9 protein-coding genes are annotated in these 17,518 nt (G+C 34.2%); 3 read left to right on the top strand and 6 right to left on the bottom strand.

Annotated elements, in window-relative coordinates; translation table 11 throughout:
- Positions 1-87: 87 nt before the first annotated feature.
- Positions 88-3,615, bottom strand: a complete 3,528-nt coding sequence (locus tag LS64_RS02430) for a TonB-dependent receptor (protein ID WP_237416291.1) — start codon at positions 3,613-3,615, stop codon at positions 88-90.
- Between the two features lie 228 nt (positions 3,616-3,843).
- Positions 3,844-6,891 (bottom strand): TonB-dependent receptor, encoded by a 3,048-nt coding sequence (locus LS64_RS02425; RefSeq protein WP_237416292.1) that lies wholly within the window; start codon positions 6,889-6,891, stop codon positions 3,844-3,846.
- Between the two features lie 197 nt (positions 6,892-7,088).
- Between LS64_RS02425 and LS64_RS02420 the strand changes: the two genes are divergently transcribed.
- On the top strand, positions 7,089-7,535 hold the full coding sequence (locus LS64_RS02420; protein ID WP_034573099.1) for a GNAT family N-acetyltransferase: 447 nt from the start codon (positions 7,089-7,091) through the stop codon (positions 7,533-7,535).
- Between the two features lie 86 nt (positions 7,536-7,621).
- On the opposite strand, the gene pyrD is transcribed toward LS64_RS02420, so the two are convergent.
- Together pyrD and LS64_RS02410 are read right to left on the bottom strand one after the other, a co-directional pair.
- Positions 7,622-8,704: a dihydroorotate dehydrogenase (quinone) gene (pyrD, locus tag LS64_RS02415; RefSeq protein ID WP_034573101.1), complete on the bottom strand. Its 1,083-nt coding sequence runs from the start codon at positions 8,702-8,704 to the stop codon at positions 7,622-7,624.
- Positions 8,705-8,713: 9 nt separating this feature from the next.
- On the bottom strand, positions 8,714-9,778 hold the full coding sequence (locus LS64_RS02410; RefSeq protein WP_118949391.1) for a flagellar basal body P-ring protein FlgI: 1,065 nt from the start codon (positions 9,776-9,778) through the stop codon (positions 8,714-8,716).
- 127 nt (positions 9,779-9,905) lie between these two features.
- Between LS64_RS02410 and LS64_RS02405 the strand changes: the two genes are divergently transcribed.
- Complete coding sequence (locus LS64_RS02405) at positions 9,906-11,198, top strand: ABC transporter permease (protein ID WP_034573874.1); 1,293 nt, start codon at positions 9,906-9,908, stop codon at positions 11,196-11,198.
- Between the two features lie 265 nt (positions 11,199-11,463).
- Positions 11,464-13,158, top strand: a complete 1,695-nt coding sequence (locus LS64_RS02400) for a DUF262 domain-containing protein (protein ID WP_052062724.1) — start codon at positions 11,464-11,466, stop codon at positions 13,156-13,158.
- A gap of 106 nt (positions 13,159-13,264) precedes the next feature.
- On the opposite strand, the gene LS64_RS02395 is transcribed toward LS64_RS02400, so the two are convergent.
- Both LS64_RS02395 and LS64_RS13040 read right to left on the bottom strand, forming a co-directional pair.
- Positions 13,265-14,764: an McrC family protein gene (locus LS64_RS02395; RefSeq protein ID WP_034573876.1), complete on the bottom strand. Its 1,500-nt coding sequence runs from the start codon at positions 14,762-14,764 to the stop codon at positions 13,265-13,267.
- A 17-nt stretch (positions 14,765-14,781) separates the two neighbouring features.
- The gene (locus LS64_RS13040; protein WP_052062725.1) at positions 14,782-17,484 is read right to left on the bottom strand and encodes an AAA family ATPase; all 2,703 of its coding nucleotides are present in this window, start codon (positions 17,482-17,484) and stop codon (positions 14,782-14,784) included.
- Between the last annotated feature and the right edge of the window lie 34 nt (positions 17,485-17,518).

The following is a 17,518-nucleotide window of genomic DNA, read 5'->3' as shown; positions in this document are numbered from 1 at the left end:
CAGAATCTAGCTAGATTCTATGTTTTACTTTGCAAATGCCTAACGCCCACCCACCACCCTATTAACAAAATGGATAGAATCTAGATTCTAAAATTTATACCCAACTTGTAGCCAGAATTGCCGTCCTATTTCATAAAATGGCAAGGAGCTTATACTAACAGAGCCGCCATTTACAGATGTTACTTGCGCTATGCTAAGATTTTGTGAATCTAGCACGTTATAAATATCTAGATTTACATAAAGTATATTTTTATTCCACACATCCACTTCAAAGCCTATTCGCATATCCCAAGTAAAAGCCCCCTTTACATCTAAAGGACGAAATGTAGAAACAGGCACTCCATTGTATGTATCTCTATTAGCCCCGCTTACACTAGCCATCGCAGTATAGCCACTACGGAATCTAAAAAAGTTATTCCATATAATATTTGTATTATAGATTCTATAAGTATGCGTAGTATTTAGCCTTATAGTATATGGTCGCACAAAGTTAGTCGCAGGTCTATCCGCATATCGTATAAACTGCCCATTCCAGCTAATAATCTCATTATTTACAGAATCTAGCGTCATATTTTCAGCATAGTCTTGATAATTGCGAATGACATTTGTCCAATCAAATGCAAACAAATATTGATGTTTTATACCAAAAGTATCAATTACACGATTATTTTGTATGCTTAGGGTTACTACATCAGTTTCACTTATTCCTTCATTAGCATAGACAAATCTTAGAATTGATGTATTTATAGTAGGCAAATTTACATTGCTAGTGCAGTTTAGTGTGCTAAAGCTACCATCTGGAGCCTGACACATTCTCCTTATCTCATCACGACCAAATCTATGTATATACTTCGCACTAATATCAAACATATACACCCTTTGGACAAATCCAGCCATTAGCTCATCGCTATAAGGCACTTTTATTTGCTTGAAATTCGTGTCGTTTTTATTTTGCGTATATGCGGCATCTTCCCAGTTTTGATTATACGCTCTATTAGTTATTGTTCGCTCTAAGGCACTTCGCCCATCCATTAGCCCAAAGGCAAATAAATTTCGTCCATAATATCTATTATATCCAAAGGTAAATTGTGTAGCAAAATTTTTTGTAACATCACGCACATTCCACGGCGCCTCATAACTTATAGCAAGACGTGGGGCAAGTGTAGCCTTATTCATATAAGTATCATAATCTAAACGCAGCCCAAGACGCGAGTTTATCTCCCCACCATTAAGCCCTAAGTCAAATCGCATAGAATCTTCTATAAACGCACCTAAGCTAAAGTTAGAAATATCAATTTTCCCAGCTTTATAAATAGTAGCACGATACATATATTGTCCATTATTATTTTGCCACTGCGTTAAAGTGCCACCTGTCATAGAATCTGTATATACAGGCGAATTACTACACCACTCACCCCACGTCTGCGAACTATCACACACTTGCCCTGCAGCCAAAGGACGAGTAAAAGCAGAACCGCTAAATATAGTATCTTGATACCTTTCATAAAACGCATTTACATAGCCAAGCTCCACTCCAGCATTGAATCTATTTTCCCAAAAGCCTAGCTCAATTCGACTAAATTCCTGTGAAGATTTTAGATTAAAAGTGATTTGTTTAGAATCTACATTCCCGTAGCCACCTTCACTTGCACTACCTAAAGCGGGACTCCAGTTTTTATCCGCACTTAAACGCCATCCTTTCATATTTACCGCACTATTTGTCCTTGAATTATCCATATAATTAAAGCTAAACTGCGTTTTTAGCTCACCTAAAGCATTATCCCAAAAGCTTTTAAGCCCTAGCTGATGCCCACCGCTTAGCATATCAAAGCTAGAATCTTTTGTATTTGCGATAAAGTATTCATTATATTGTGGCAAATAGCCATAGTTTAGCTCTAAACGCAGACTTTCACCTATATCATAATGCCCTTTTAGATAGAAATTATAGCTTTGACGCTTTTGCGTTTTAGTGATTTCCATTGTGCTATTTTGTGCTTGTGCTACGCTATTATAGGTATTTAGCGGGATAAAGCTTTGCGTTGTGGTAAAACTTAGCACAATCCCAGCATTTTGGCTGAATCTAGATTCAAAGCTAGATTTAAAAAGATGTTTTATAAACTTTGGCTGATTAGACGCAGAGCTTGAGTTTAAAAAGTTAGCATAGTCGCTATCACTAGCATTATAAAGATGATAGTTTGTCATACTTGCTTTATCTAGCGTGGCGTCACCTTGTGTTATTTGATAGCTTACATTTGCGCCAAATTTTTTAGTTGCCTTTTTAGTATTTGCTTCTACTACACCACCTGTGAAACCGCCATACGCCGCAGATATGTTAGAATCTTGCACATTTATAGATTCTAATATGCTAGTATCTACATTTAGCCCTTGACTTCGCCCTGGCATTGCATTAGCAGCCACGGGGTTACTAGCTTGACTACCTGCTGGGTCTAAGTCATTATTCATATTAAAGCCATCTAGTTGGAAATTATTTTGATAATATAAGCCACCACTAATGGAGATATTTGCAGTGTCAATTTCGCCCGGCGTTGTGCTTTTATTTTGCTGTGTATCATATTGAACGTTTGGTAAGATTCTAAGAATGCTTGTAATATCGCCATTTCCGCTAGGATTAGAATCTAGTAATTGTGATTTAAGATTATTACTACCTTGATATGTGCCTATGATACTATTTGTCGTGGCAACTATGGCGTTTAGTTTGTAAGATTCTATATCATTGTTGTTAGAATCTTTTGTGCTTGTTGCAGTTGTTTGTGTGGTGTTAGAATCTTGCGAGTTAGATTCTATGCTTTGATTATCCGCTAAGATTAGAATCTTATCATTAAAAGGGTGGCGAACGACGTTTAGAGAATTAGATTCTATAGAATCTCCCTTACTTGTAGGGCGGTGGATGGGCGATAGGCTATTAGATTCTATACTTTCATTATCTGCTAAGACCAACACTTTAGAATCTACCTTTTTAGATTTTATACTTTGCGTTTGATTATCTGCTAAAGTTAGAATCTTATCACTAAAAGGTCGGTGAGCGGCATTTAGGTTTTTAGATTCTATAGAATCTTTTTTATTAGTAAGTCGGTGAGTTGGCGTTAAGCTAGATTCTATAAATTTATTAGAATCTAACAAACTAGATTCTATAAAATCTTTTTTATCCACAAAAGCCATTTTAGATTCTATATTCTTAGAATCTTTAGAATCTAAAACATTTTCCACATTTGCTAAACTTTCAATATTAGAATCTATGTTAGATTCTACACTTTGCGTTTGATTATCCGCTAAAATTAGAATCTTATTATTAGTAGGGCGGCGGGTGAGCGATAGGTTAGAATCTTGCAAATTAGATTCTATACTTTGCGAGGTTTTATTATCCGCTAAGATTAAAATCTTAGAATCTTTAGAATCTAAACCAACATTCCCTACACTTTCTAAACTTAAAACCTTAGAATCCTTAGCATCCATTCCACCAAAAAGCCCAAATAAAAAAACAAAAACAGCGAGTAAAAGCCTATTTACCCCCCCCCCCCCCGTTGTAGCAAATACATTATTAATACAAATCATATTAATAAAAACAAACAAAAAAATATTACGTAAAAAAGTCATTTTAAGCCTTTCAAATTAAAATTAAAGAATTATTACTATTTTTTAATTAATTTAAGCTTAAAAAACTATTATTTATATAAAATCTTATAGAATCTATAATGAAGTTTAAAATAGATTCTATATATTATTGCGAAATTTGCGTAAAAAGTAATCCAAACATAAATCTAGATTGCCACGCCTTTTTGCTAGTTAAAAAGTCTTGCAATGACGTTTTTTAGAATCTAGATTCTAGAATTTATAGCCCACTTGTAGCCAGAATTGTCGTCCTATTTCATATACAGCTACAGCGGTAGCGGCGGTTGCAATGCCTTGTGTTATAGCGCCACTATTAGCACTACTTAAAGCAGTCATATTTTTAGAATCTAATACATTGTAAATATCTAGATTCACATATAATGTATTTTTATTCCACACATCGATTTCAAAGCCTATTCGCATATCCCAAGTAAATGCTTCTTTAAAATGCCTTTTGCCATATTGCGTTAAATTCGCATAGTTTTGGTTATATCCTGCTTGATTTTGAGCGATTAGCACCATTGCATCATACGCACCGCGAAGTCTAAAAAAGTTATTCCACATCCACTTTGTTTTCCAAATATTAAATGTATGTGTAGTATTGAATCTTAATGTGTAAGGACGTGCAAAATTTTCAGTTGGTCTATCTCTATACTTAATAATTTGTCCGTTATATAGCACATCAACATCATCTGCATAAGCATCATCAGCGGCATAAATATTATAACTTCGCCTTGTATTTGTATAATCAAATGCGAGTAAGTAATAATGTTTCACCCCAAAAGTTTCAATATTTTTATTATTTTGAATGCTAAGTGTGATAATATGACTTTGTGAAGTGCCATCATTGCTCCAGCTACAAGGGATATTAGTCGTGTTAAGATTAGTTGGAGGTTGGCAATTATTAGTCGTTGCATTTGGTCGCTGTCTCATTATCTCATCTTTACCCCCACGATAAATGTATTTTAACGCCATTTCAAACATATAAAGATTCTGTGAAATTCCAGCCATATATTCATCAGCATAAGGCACATTTAATGTTGTAAAATTAACATAGCCAGAATCTCCAGCGGTATTAGTAGTAGCACTCCACGCTGTATTAGCATTTGGGCGAGTATATATTATTTGATTATTAGCGATAAAGTCATAAAGACGATAGCTTAGTAAATTTCGCCCATAATATCTATTCGCACCAAGTATAAATGTCGTTTTATATTCATTCTTAAAAGGCGTTGTATAATTAAGTGAGAATCTAGGAGCAATTGTATGCTTTTTCATATAATCGTCACCATCAAGCCTAAAGCCCGGTCGAAAGCCTATATTACCAAATTTTCCTAAGTCAAACTTTATATCATCTTCTACATAGATTCCATACGAAAAGGTCCCAAAGGCTATTTCACCTACTTTAGATTCTGTAACTCTATTAAAATACTGCCCTTGCCAAGTAGCATTACCACTATATGCAGTAGCGCTATCACAAGTATCAAAGCTAAACATACTATCACTTCCACAAGTTGCCCCATTTAGATTCTGTGGCAAACCAAAGGAATAATATGGATTTAATCTATTACGCAAAGCATGTGTATATCCTAGCTCTAATCCTACTCTAAAATTATGAGCGCTTTTCCACCACTCTATTGTCTCAAAGCCCATATCACTTTTGTAATTAAAGGTATTTTGCACTTGCTGCATATTACCATAGCCACCTTCACTAGCTGTGCCTGTGGCATTTGCACTAGCCCAATTTTTAGTGCTACTAACTCTCCAAGTCATAAAATAATTTCTTTCGCTCTCCCTGCTATTTTGTAAATAATTATAGCTCATTTGATTAGTTAAAAGCCCAAGATTAGAATACCATAAAGCTTTTAGCCCTGCTTGCCAACCACCACTTTGCATACTATAAAAGCTATCTTTTGCAACATTATTATAGTATGTGTTATCTTGTGGCATATATGCTAGTGATGCTTCTATATTTAAAGATTCTAAAGGATTGTAATTTAGCTTTACATAGTAGTTATCTATATAGCGATGCTGCTGCCTTGTGCTATTTGCAGCACTCCCTACATTAAAGCTATATGCTTTTAAGGGGATAAATGAACGCGTGGTAGAATAACTAGCAATAATTCCTAAATTATTAGTCACATATCCTTCTACATTTGCACGCACTAAATGCTTTGTAAAGTTTGGTTGGTAATTTTCATTGCTACTTGTGGCAAAGTTTGCTTCTTGTGAGCTATCGACAAAATATTGTGTAAAATAATTTGATGTGTATTGATAATTTATATTCGCATGCCAAGAGCCTAGCATTCCTTTATCTCTACGTGGTTTTCTAATATTAGCTTCTACCACACCACCTGTAAAGCCTCCATACGCCGCAGAAATATTGCTATCTTGCACGTTTATAGAATCTAAAAGGCTAGTATCCACTGCTAAACCTTGCGAACGTCCGCTACGCATAGCATTTGGTCCATTTGTAGTCCCGCCATTTGGGTCTAAGTCATTATTCATATTAAAGCCATCTAGTTGAAAATTATTTTGGTAAAAAAGTCCGCCACTTATTGAGATATTAGCAGGGTCAATCTCGCCTGGCGTTGTACTTTTTAGTTGAGCATTATCAAATTGCACATTTGGTAAAATTTTAAGAATGCTTGTAATATCACCATTTCCACTAGGATTAGAATCTAGCATTTCTTTATTTAATACGCCGCTACTACTTTGATAAGTCTTTAGCGGATTATTCGCCGTTGTAGTCACGGCATTTAGTTTGTAAGATTCTATCGTGTTGTTTTTAGAATCTTTTGTTGTGTTTTTAGAATCTATGGCGTTAGAATCTTTTTCATTTGTAGGGCGGTGGATGGGCGATAGGCTGTTAGATTCTTTAGTTTCATTCTCCGCTAAGATTAAAACTTTAGAATCTTTATTATCCGTCATGTTGAGCGAACGCGAAACATCTACTTTTGCATTCTTAGATTCTATGTTTTTAGATTCTATAGAATCTTCCTTACTTGTAGGGCGGTGAGCGGCGTTTAGATTTTTAGATTCTATAGAATCTTGTTTATCCACAAAAGCGAGTTTAGATTCTATATTTTCTTTAGAATTACGCAAAGCAAATTTAGATTCTATATTCTTAGAATCTTTAGAATCTTGCAACTTAGATTCTATATTTTCTTTAGAATCTAAAACCCCAAAAAGCCCAAATAAAAAAACAAAAGTAGCGAGTAAAAGCCTATTTACCCCCCCCCCGTTATACGTAGTTTGCAACTATTTTTAAATCTAGATTCTAAGAATCTACCCAAAAACTTTTTTATTATCAACTTCATAAATATCCTTAAAAGTAAAATAGTAATAGATATTACATTGTAAGATTATTATTCTTAAAGGAAGCTTAAAATCAATAAAGATTCTATATAAACAAAAATAAGCTATCATTTTGCTTTGATAATTGACAAAGGAAAAATATGCAGCTGCGACTTATGAATATACGCGATTATGATAATGTTTTGAGCCTGTGGAAAAGCATTGAGGGCTTTTATATACGAGAGATTGATGATTCGCTATCTGGGATGCAAAAGTTTTTAGAGCGAAACCCTAGCACAAATGTAGTCGCCCTGCAAAATGATAGAATCATAGGCTCAATTTTATGCGGATATGATGGGCGATGTGCGTATCTTTATCATGTGTGCGTGCATAAGGATTTTCGACATCAGGGTATAGGTAGTGCGATGGTTAATTTTGTCATTTCAGCCCTGCATAAGATTGATGCTACACACATAAATCTTGTCGCTTTTAAGACAAATGAGCTAGGCAATCTTTTTTGGAAAAAGCTAGAGTGGGAATTTAAAGGCACACTAAATCTTTATGAATATATTTTAGATTCTAAAAATATTAGACGACTTAATACTTAACTTGTAAGTTTATTTTTAAACCCTAAAGATAGCAATGGTAGGAATATATAGAAAAGAAAATATTTTGGTTTTATAGAATCTAGATTCTATAAATTCTTAACAATCCCGCTCCCCACAATTTCACTAATATTTTTCACGCCTTCTTTTTTGCATTTAATCGCCAGCTCTTTGTTTATTTTTTTTATTAGACTTGGACCTTCATAAATTAGGGCAGTAAAAAGCTGCACTAGACTTGCCCCAAGCTTTAGTCGCTCCCACACATCATCGCTACTAGAAATGCCGCCCACAGAAATCAAAGTAATTTTCCCAAAAAAATGCTGTCCCAAAATCCGCAAAACTTCCCTACTTTTCTCACGCAACGCCGCCCCGCTAATGCCCCCAAAAGGCACGCCATCACGCACATTAGGCGTTGCCACCACGCCATAATCAATAGTCGTATTAGTCGCCACAATGCCGCTTGCGCCGCTATTTATCGCACTCTCCACTACCGCTAACATAGAATCTACTTCCATATCAGGCGAGATTTTTATAAAAAGCGGCTTTTGCGTATTATTTTTCGCCATTTTTAATAGTTCGCTTACAAATTCCACATTTTGCAAATCGCGTAAATTAGGCGTGTTTGGCGAAGAGAGATTAAAGACAAAATAATCACCAAAGCCCTCCAGCGTCTGCAAACTAAGCTCATAATTTGTAAGCGAATCAACTTGCGCTACAAGCTTATTTTTACCGATATTTATACCAAGCGGGACGACAAAAGGATAGCAATTTTTAAGATTTGCTAGCATTCCGCGCGCACCGATATTATTAAAACCCATCGCATTTTGCAGACTATTTTCTTTTATATGGCGAAAGATTCGTGGCTTAGGATTCCCGGCTTGTGCCATTTGCGTTACACTGCCAAGCTCCAAAAAGCCAAAGCCCATCGCACTTAGTGGACGCACAAGCTCTGCATTTTTATCAAAGCCACTAGCTAAACCTAGCGGATTATAAAATCTTAGTCCATTGATATTTTGACTTAGAGTTTCATTGATAACGCAGTGATTTTTTGCGATACTAGATTCTATAAGTGGGAAATTTTGCGGAATTTTCATCATTTTCACAGCGATTTCATGCGCACTTTCAGCATCCATTTTGTAAAGTAGCGGAGCAATTTGTTTGTAAAGGTTCATTTATTATTCCTACAATACCTCAATATCAGCGGCGATTGCCCCGCTTCGCTTCATTGTTTCAAGGATTGAAATCACACTTTGCGGACTAGCTCCAAGCCGCTGCAGCGCTCGCACCACACTTGCCACGGTAGGAATTTTCCCATTGCTACTAAGCGTATTAGTTTTTGGGTCAAGGCTCATAGAATCCACACTCACGCTGCCATTGCTATCAAATTCATTTGTGATTTTTAGCGTCAAATCGCCATGCGTCAAAACGATGGGCTGCACACTAATGCCAAGCCCAGAGACAATCGTGCCAGACTTCTCGTCAATTACGATTTTTTCACGCGCCGAGTAGGGAATATCGACTTCCTGCACCAAGGCAAGATACTCAATCATACTCAAATTATCAGGCTTATTTATCCGCACAGTGCGAGAATCCAAAGCCACCGCCGCATTCTCACCAAAGACCTCACGCAGCTTATTTTGCACCTTTATAGCGTTTTGAAAGTCGCTCTTTTTAAGGCTTAAAATCGTGCTATCTTGCTTGCCGATGTTATAAACGACCTCTTTTTCAATAGTCGCGCCGCCATTTATCGTGCCACTTACCAAGCTATCGCCCTTGCCTACACTAATCGCGCCTTGTGCTACCGCATAAATCTGCCCATCGACCGCATTCAAAGGCGTCATCACAAGAGTGCCGCCCTGCAGGGACTTCGCATCGCCGATACTTGAAATCTTAATGTCAATCTTATCGCCCTGACGCGCAAATGGCGGCAGGCTCGCAGTAACCATTACCGCAGCGACATTTTTGGACTTAATATCATTCGCGGATAGCTTCACATTCATTGTTTCAAGCATATTTGCCATTGATTGCGCGGTAAATTGCGAGCCACCCTTATCGCCCGTGCCATTCAAGCCGATAACGATGCCATAGCCCATAAGCTGGTTGTCGCGCACGCCCGCAATGCTAGTCAAATCGCCGATTTTTTCAGCCCTTAAAGTGTTTCCAAGAAAGAACGTCGCTACTAGAAAAATGCCTACCGCAAATAACGTCGCAACTTTACTAAAAATCACATTCCCTAAAAATCTCATAACAAATCCTTTTGTTAATTTTGTAATTATTTTGGTTTTAAGCAAGAAAGATTCCAAATAATTATTGCAAAACATAACTTTTATTGATAGAATCTTAACTTTATTTTGTGGTTTTTAAGGTAATTTTATGCTGATTTCCTTTATTTTAAAGCATTATTTGAAGTTTGATAAGACGCAGCCTTTTATTTCCATTACGGCGATTTTAGCGTTCCTTGGCGTTGGCGTAGGCGTGTTGGTGCTGCTTGTGACGATGAGCATTATGAATGGGATGATTAAGGAGTTTGAGAGCAAGCTTTTTATTATGAATTATCCGCTGACTATTTTTTCTACTTCGTTTCGTGGGCTAGATTCTAATATTTTGAATTTTTTAGAGAAAAAGTTCCCAAATTTGAAATTTAGTCCTTACATTCAATCACAGGCGATTGTGAGAATGAATGCCGAGATTTATCCTGTGGTGGCTTATGGCGTGGATTTGGAACGTGAAAGGGCGGTAAATTCTGTGCTAGATTCTATGAAAATGATAAATGTAGATTCTAATAATTTAAATACTTCACAGAATCTTACAACTAATAAAAACATAGAATCTAACCACAAAGATTCTAAAAACCCCTTCATCGCCGTTATGGGCGAAAATCTATACCACACTTTAAGCCTTGAGAGTGATGAAAAAGTCACGCTAATTTTCACAGAACTAGCCCCCACAGGCATCGCAATGACCCCGCGTATGAAAAAATTTGAGGTTGCTGCGACCTACACAAGCGGACTAAAAAACTACGATAATTCCATAATTTACACCACTTTTGACGCGCTAAAAGCGATAAAATCACAGCAAAATTCGCGTTTTGATGGTATCCACATTTATAGCGATGACGCGTTTGGCGACATTTCTAAGCTAAAAGAAGCCCTTTTAGAATACGAAAGGGAAACACAAGAGCGGCTATTTGCCGACGTGCAGGGCTGGTGGGAGCAAAATGGCAACTTTTTTTCGGCTATGGAACTGGAAAAAAAAGCCCTATTTTTCGTGCTTATGCTAATCATTTTGATGGCTAGTCTAAACATCATTAGCTCGCTTTTAATGGTCGTTATGAACCGCCGCAAAGAAATCGCACTCCTAATCTCGCTAGGGGCGAGCAAAAAGCAGGTCAAACGCATATTTTTTCGGCTAGGAGCAGTAATCGGGGGCAGCGGCGTTATCTTTGGCGTGGTGGGCGCGCTCGTGGTGATTTGGGCGCTAAAGACATTTGATATTATTTCCATACCTGCCGATGTTTATGGCACTTCGAGTTTGCCTGTGGATTTGCTTTTTAGCGATTTGATTTACACGATTATCGGTGCGTGTGCTATCGTGGCGCTCTCGTCCTACTACCCCGCCAAAAAGGCAAGCCAAATCGATGTTTTATCCGTGCTTAGGAATGAATAGATTCTATGTTTATATTGAATTTAGATTTTGTATATTAACTTAGGCTATCATATTTGTAAATTTTAGCTAAAACTTAAAAATATTTCGTCATAACATTAGAATCTTAATAACAATAAAAATATACAAAAAATAGAGAATAAAGTTGTCCTTGCAAATTAAAATTATTTTTGTCGTTTAATATAGATTCTATAATTTTGGTTTAAAATCCTTCAGATTCTTTTGCTATTTTATATTGAAATATTTATCTCAATGATAAGGAGCAATAATGGAAGCAAGGGAAAATAACTTTAATTTTGTGCGAGATGAAAAAAGATTAATAATACCATTTTTTCAAAGAGCTTATGTATGGAAACAAGAGCATTGGGAGCAATTTTTAGATGATTTATATAGTAGCTTTCAAGAAAAAAGAGAGCATTTTTTAGGCTCAATTATTTTAAAACGACAGCAAGGCGTAAATAATGAATCTTTAGTGATTGATGGACAACAAAGACTTACTACATTTTCTATTCTTTTAAAAGTGTTATTTAACAAGGTGGATGATGATAAGAAAAAACATTTTAATGATTATTTATTTGAAAGTTTTACAAATGATAAGCCAAAAATTAATCATTCAAGGCTTGATAAAGAGCAGTATTGTAAAGTTTTGCAAAATGTTCCTATTAACCAAAAAGAGGAAAATGGAATCTATGGTTGTTTTAATTATTTTAATAAGCAAATTGAAGAGCTAAAAATAGATTCTAATGAAATTTTTGAATTTATGAAATTTATTATTGAAAGTAAACTTTGGGTTATTGTGTGTTTAAAAGATAATGAAGATGAGCAAAAAATATTTGATTCTATAAACTCCACAGGCGAGCGATTAAGTGCGACAGATATTATAAAAAATGCTATTTTTGATAAAGCAATCAAAGAATCTAATGAAGAAAAAGCATTAGAATATTACAAAACATATTGGGAAAATATTTTTGAAAAAGATGAAAAAGAGCGAAATTTTTGGAATAAAGAAATTGAGACAGGCAGAATTAAACGCACTAGAAGCGAAATATTACTACACGCAGTTGCTATTATAAAGGGCATTTTTGATGCAGATAAAGATAATTTATCCAAACTTAGTGTGCTTTATAAGCAAGATATACAAAAAACAAATATACAATCTTTACATAAAATGCTAGAGCAAATAGCACAATATGCACAAATATATCGCAATTTCCCACAAATTACAAAAGAAACTGATTTAAGTTTTGAGAACTATGAGGAGAGATTCTTCCATTTAATAGATGTGTTTAATATCAATGCTGTTTTGCCTTTAGTGATTTGCTTAAAACACAAATTAGATTCTAAGATTTATAAAGAATGCTTGTATTTATTAGAAATGCTTATTTTATGCAATGATGCAACAAAAGATTACAATAAATTTTTTGCCAAAATTATTAAAGAAGATTCTAAAGATATTGTAGAGTTTATGAAACAAGAGATTAAAGAAAAATATGAAAATTGTCTTAAAATAGATTCTATAAAGCAGTGGTTAAAGAATATAGAAAATAAAGATGCAAAATTTATTTTATTTTGGATTGAATTGTATAGAGAGTATAAAGATAAAGATTTTAGAGATAGGGCAACGCTACATTATGAATACACTTTAGAGCATCTTTTACCACAAAAGTGGGAATCTAGCTGGAGTGATGTTATTAAAGATAAAGAAAAAGCAAGTGATTTAATCTATCAAATAGGAAATATGACTTTGGTTAAAGGTGCTTTAAATGCCGCGTTAAGAAATAGTAACTGGCAAACTAAGCTAAATGGCACGAAAAAAACTAGACACTATCTTAAGAAAAACGCAGAGTTATTAATCACAAAAGAGCTATTTGGCATAGAACAATGGAGCGAAGATTCTATAACTAAACGCACAAATGAATTAATAAAAGACTTTTTAACTATATGGAATGTGGAAATATTTTAGTTTCCAAATTTTGTGGCCTTCTTAATCATCTTTTCTTAATATATGGAATCTAGATTTTAGTCGCTCACAAAATAGGAGCGTTATTTTCAACCCCTTTTTTTTGATATTAAAATAGTGGAAAAAAGGCGAGTTGTAAAGAAATAGTGTTTTTAGAATCTTTTAAACTTGCTTTGAAATAATGCGTTTGGTTTTGCAATGTAGATTCTTTATTATTTTCTGTTTGCGGATAGATTAGAAATGTTTTTACTTCTTTTTTAGAATCTTTAGAATCTGTTTTCCTATCGCCCACCCGCCGCCCTTTAACAATATGCGAAATCGCGTATTTACTCGCATACGCCCATATTTGATAAAGGTCGGCTGACGAAATGGCTTTTGAAATCTCATTAGATTTTATATTTTTCCATTTCGTATCAAGTATTAGAATCTGTGAGTTAGATTCTATCACAATGTCAGGCTTTAGCGTAAAAGTCTCATTATTGTTAGAATCTATTAGCATTTTCTTTTGCGTAGTCTGTGCTTTTGCGTTAGGAGCATGTTTTTTCACATAAAAAGTCACAAAATATTCAAACAATTTATTCATATCAAATAATAGGGCAAACGCAATAGAATCACCGCTATAAGTGCTAAAAGACTCGCGTTTTAAAAAGATTTTACACCACGCATAAAGGCTTTCATACTCTTTTGCGTGTAGTTTTAAATTTCGCATTTGCGAATGCGCAATGGCAAAATCTTTACTTAGATTCTTACTCTCATTTATATCTTGGAGTATAAATCGCATTTTGTTTAATCGAGTAGAAGTTTTCCCGCTTAAAGTTAGATTATTTAGAACTTTTAGTGTGGAGATAATGAGCCTATTGATAGCTATATCATTAGAAAATTCATCACTTTGCGTATAGAATCTTTCTTTGTGAATGAGATTTTCCCTTAGATTTTGAGCGAACAAAAGTTTGCCTTTTAAGAACTTTTTATTAGATTCTATATTGATATAATCGTGTTTCACGCCCCTTTTAATTAGTGAATCTAGGCTATCCAAAAACATATTTACAAAAATCTCTAAAATATTCATATTTTGAGTGTGCAAATTTGCAAAATTGCTATCTTTAAATGGCGTTTTTTTAAGCGTTTTTAGGATGTTGAAAAGTAGGATTCTACTTTGTTGTTCTGTGCTAAGTTTTTCTTGTGAATCTTTGAATATTGATTCGTAAGTTGGCGGTTTTTCCGAATCTGTTGTTATATAGTTTGTAAATTTTTCCGCATTTTTTTGTATTTTTTCGCGGTATTTTTTAGAATCTATTTTGATTTTTTCCTTAGATTCTGCATTAGAATCTTTTAAATCATTCTTAAAAATCTTAGGCAAGATTTCTACACAAAAGCCGCTTTTTGTTTGGATTAAGCCGACATATTTTTGGGCTCTTAAAGCGTGTTTTCCATAGAATCTTAAAAAGTTGTGATTGTCTTTTCCCATTGCAAAGTCGCAAAGTTCGCTAAAATATTTTGTCGCCTTAGTTTGTATTTTAGAATCTGAATCCTTAGAATCTATTTTTAAAGCAGATTTTATATTACTTATGCCAAATTTTTGATGTTCAAGTATGCTTAAGGTTTTCATTTTTGCTCTTTAGAATCTTAGTTTTTAGAATCTTCTTTTTTAGAATCTTTAGTATAAATATCTGTAAAAGTCTCAATATTCCACTTGCTAGATTCAGTAATCCTATAAACCCTTTTTTCACTATCCACAAAATCATCGCTCAAATTCACTTTTAAATCACTCATCGATTTAGATTCTATCATTTTATTCCCATTCAAAACCGCATCGATTTTCGCATAATCTTCATAAAAATATTCCTGCAAAAGCGGAATGATTTTATTTTTAAAGATAAATTTTAGTGAATCTAAACTTAGTTCATACCATTCACCAAGTTCATCGTCTGTATAAAAAATCGCCCTTTCATAAAAAAAGGAATGCCCGATAGTATGCTCCCTATCAAGCAAAAATTCAATTCTATTATTTATAGATTCCAAAATCTTGCTTAAGATTTCCGCTTCTTCGTTATCATTTATATCTATATAATTTTCATCAGCTTGATTTTTATCATCGTGTTTCACAAGCCAAATATTTTTTAAAAGCGTAGAATCCGGCATCATTTCCACAAAGCTAAATCGCCGTCTTAACGCCGTATCAATGAGTGCGATACTCCTATCGGCGGTATTCATCGTGCCGATAATATAAAGGTTGCGCGGCACACCAAAGCCCTTGCCATTATCAAATTCGCGCCCACTATAAGGTAGGCTAACCCTTAGCTCTTCTTCATTTCCTATCCTTTTACTTTCTTCTATAAGCGTAATTAGCTCACCCAAAATCTTGCTAATATTCCCCCGATTTATCTCATCGATTATTAAAATATAGGGCTTTAAAGTCGGCTTAGATTCTATAGAATCTGTGTTTGTATCTGTATTGTCATTTGGATTTAATATATTGCTAATCGCACTTAGAATCTTATCTTTATTTTTATATACTCGTTGAAATGTAGGGCGACCAAAATTAACATCGCTTAACATCAATCCACCGCCACTTTTATCAACCCAAAGCCATTTTACCTTGCGATAACTTTGAATGCCTTTTGTCTCTATAAAATCGCCCAAGATTCCAAAAGCTCTAATCGTCCTACTTCTACCATAATTTGCCGTAGGGATAACGATATAATCACCGATTTTACTTTGTTTTTCTAATGCTTGTGCTCCATAATCTTTATAAGCCCACACATAATTATTATCTATACATTCCATAAAATAATCGTCTTGCCTTTCAGGTATCGTATAAAGTCGCCATAATGATTTTTTATTGTCGATATTTACATTTTCTTTACGCTCTTTTTTAGCTATTTCTTTATACTTGTTTATTTGTAAATTTTCTAAAGCTCGTCCGCAAATCTGCTTAAAGATTCCATTTTTTAATTCGTATGTTATGGTGTTAGAATCTTGCTTAGATTCTATATTTTTAGATTCAGTATTTTCACTAGATTCTATATTTTCTATATCATCACTAGATTCTATAGAATCTTCATTATCCAAACCAAGCAATTTAGGCTTTATCCCCTCCACAAACTCTTCATACGAAAAGCTTTGATGAAAGGTCACAAACTCAATTTGCCCTTGCGATTTATAATAATCAAATAAAGCCTTAGCATAAGCCCTATTTTTTTGATTTTCAACATGTAAATTTAACTCGCCAACTTTTTGCTTTATTTTGTCATAATCCAAATTGTCTTTAGAATCTTTCTCTCTTTTATTAGAATCTTGCGAATTAGATTCTATATTTTTATTAGAAACATTAGAACTAGATTCTATATTCTTAGAATCTTTAGAACTAGATTCTATGTTTTCATTTGAATTATTAGAATCCTTAGAATCTATTTTACCAAAGCCCAAAATCCTTAACGCCACATTTATAGTATTATAAGTTTTCCCAGTCCCCGGCGGTCCATAAAGTATTTGATTTAACTCATTCTTAGAATCTTTAGAATCTAAACCCTTAAAATCTACATTACTCATATTCTCTCCTTGTGATTTATCAAAACATTGCACGATTAGCTCAACACCAGCTAATTCTTTATCATCTCTCATTCTAGCGACATCGCCTTGTGGTGGATAGTTTGTAAGGGGGCTAAGTTTTCTAATATCTTGCAATGTTATAGAATCTTTATTGCAGCACAAAATCTCAAAATATGCAAGTTCATTATCAATTTTATATACACGACCTATATGCTGTATAATTTTAATGCCAATTTGATAAAATATAGCTAAGTCACCAACTTCAAAATTGCGTCTCCCGCTATCTTTCTCATAGCATATTTTGCCATTATTCTCTCCTAGCTTCCAACTATCAAATGGAAATTGTTGCCAATATTGCCCATCTTTACTTACATTCAGCCAAAAAATAGCAGGCAACTTAAAATCATTCACAAAATCAATATAATGATTATTCAATAACGCACGAAATGGATGTCTATCAAAACTCTCTTCAATTTTATATAACTTAGAACCTTTATTATTTAGCTCATCTTTTAGCTTTTCTAAAAAGTTAATATCATTTTTCCCTAAATTAAAAAAATCAAAATTTTGTGAAAAAATGCCCTGTTCGCTCGCCTTTTTTATCACGCCATTTATATATGTCGCATATCCATTATTTTTTCTATATACAAGTTTATCTTTATCATTCAAATACGCATAAAGGCGAAATAAAAGCTTATTTTCCTTAGCTTTTTTCTCATTAGATTCTATATTAAAAACATATTCCCCACTAGAAAAATTACATTTTATCTCACTCATTTTATTAACCCTTTGAATCTAGATTCTAAAACCT

The organism is Helicobacter saguini (assembly GCF_000762875.2).
Classification (GTDB): Bacteria; Campylobacterota; Campylobacteria; order Campylobacterales; family Helicobacteraceae; genus Helicobacter_A; species Helicobacter_A saguini.
This window is presented reverse-complemented; position numbering and strand designations above follow the sequence as displayed.

What these genes read in the sequence shown, in the direction of transcription:
- LS64_RS02430 (WP_237416291.1), bottom strand. Translation starts at nt 3,615, where the DNA reads ATGACTTTTTTACGTAATATTTTTTTGTTTGTTTTTATTAATATGATT.
- LS64_RS02420 (WP_034573099.1), top strand. Translation starts at nt 7,089, where the DNA reads ATGCAGCTGCGACTTATGAATATACGCGATTATGATAATGTTTTGAGC.
- pyrD (WP_034573101.1), bottom strand. Translation starts at nt 8,704, where the DNA reads ATGAACCTTTACAAACAAATTGCTCCGCTACTTTACAAAATGGATGCT.
- LS64_RS02410 (WP_118949391.1), bottom strand. Translation starts at nt 9,778, where the DNA reads ATGAGATTTTTAGGGAATGTGATTTTTAGTAAAGTTGCGACGTTATTT.
- LS64_RS02405 (WP_034573874.1), top strand. Translation starts at nt 9,906, where the DNA reads ATGCTGATTTCCTTTATTTTAAAGCATTATTTGAAGTTTGATAAGACG.
- LS64_RS02400 (WP_052062724.1), top strand. Translation starts at nt 11,464, where the DNA reads ATGGAAGCAAGGGAAAATAACTTTAATTTTGTGCGAGATGAAAAAAGA.
- LS64_RS02395 (WP_034573876.1), bottom strand. Translation starts at nt 14,764, where the DNA reads ATGAAAACCTTAAGCATACTTGAACATCAAAAATTTGGCATAAGTAAT.
- LS64_RS13040 (WP_052062725.1), bottom strand. Translation starts at nt 17,484, where the DNA reads ATGAGTGAGATAAAATGTAATTTTTCTAGTGGGGAATATGTTTTTAAT.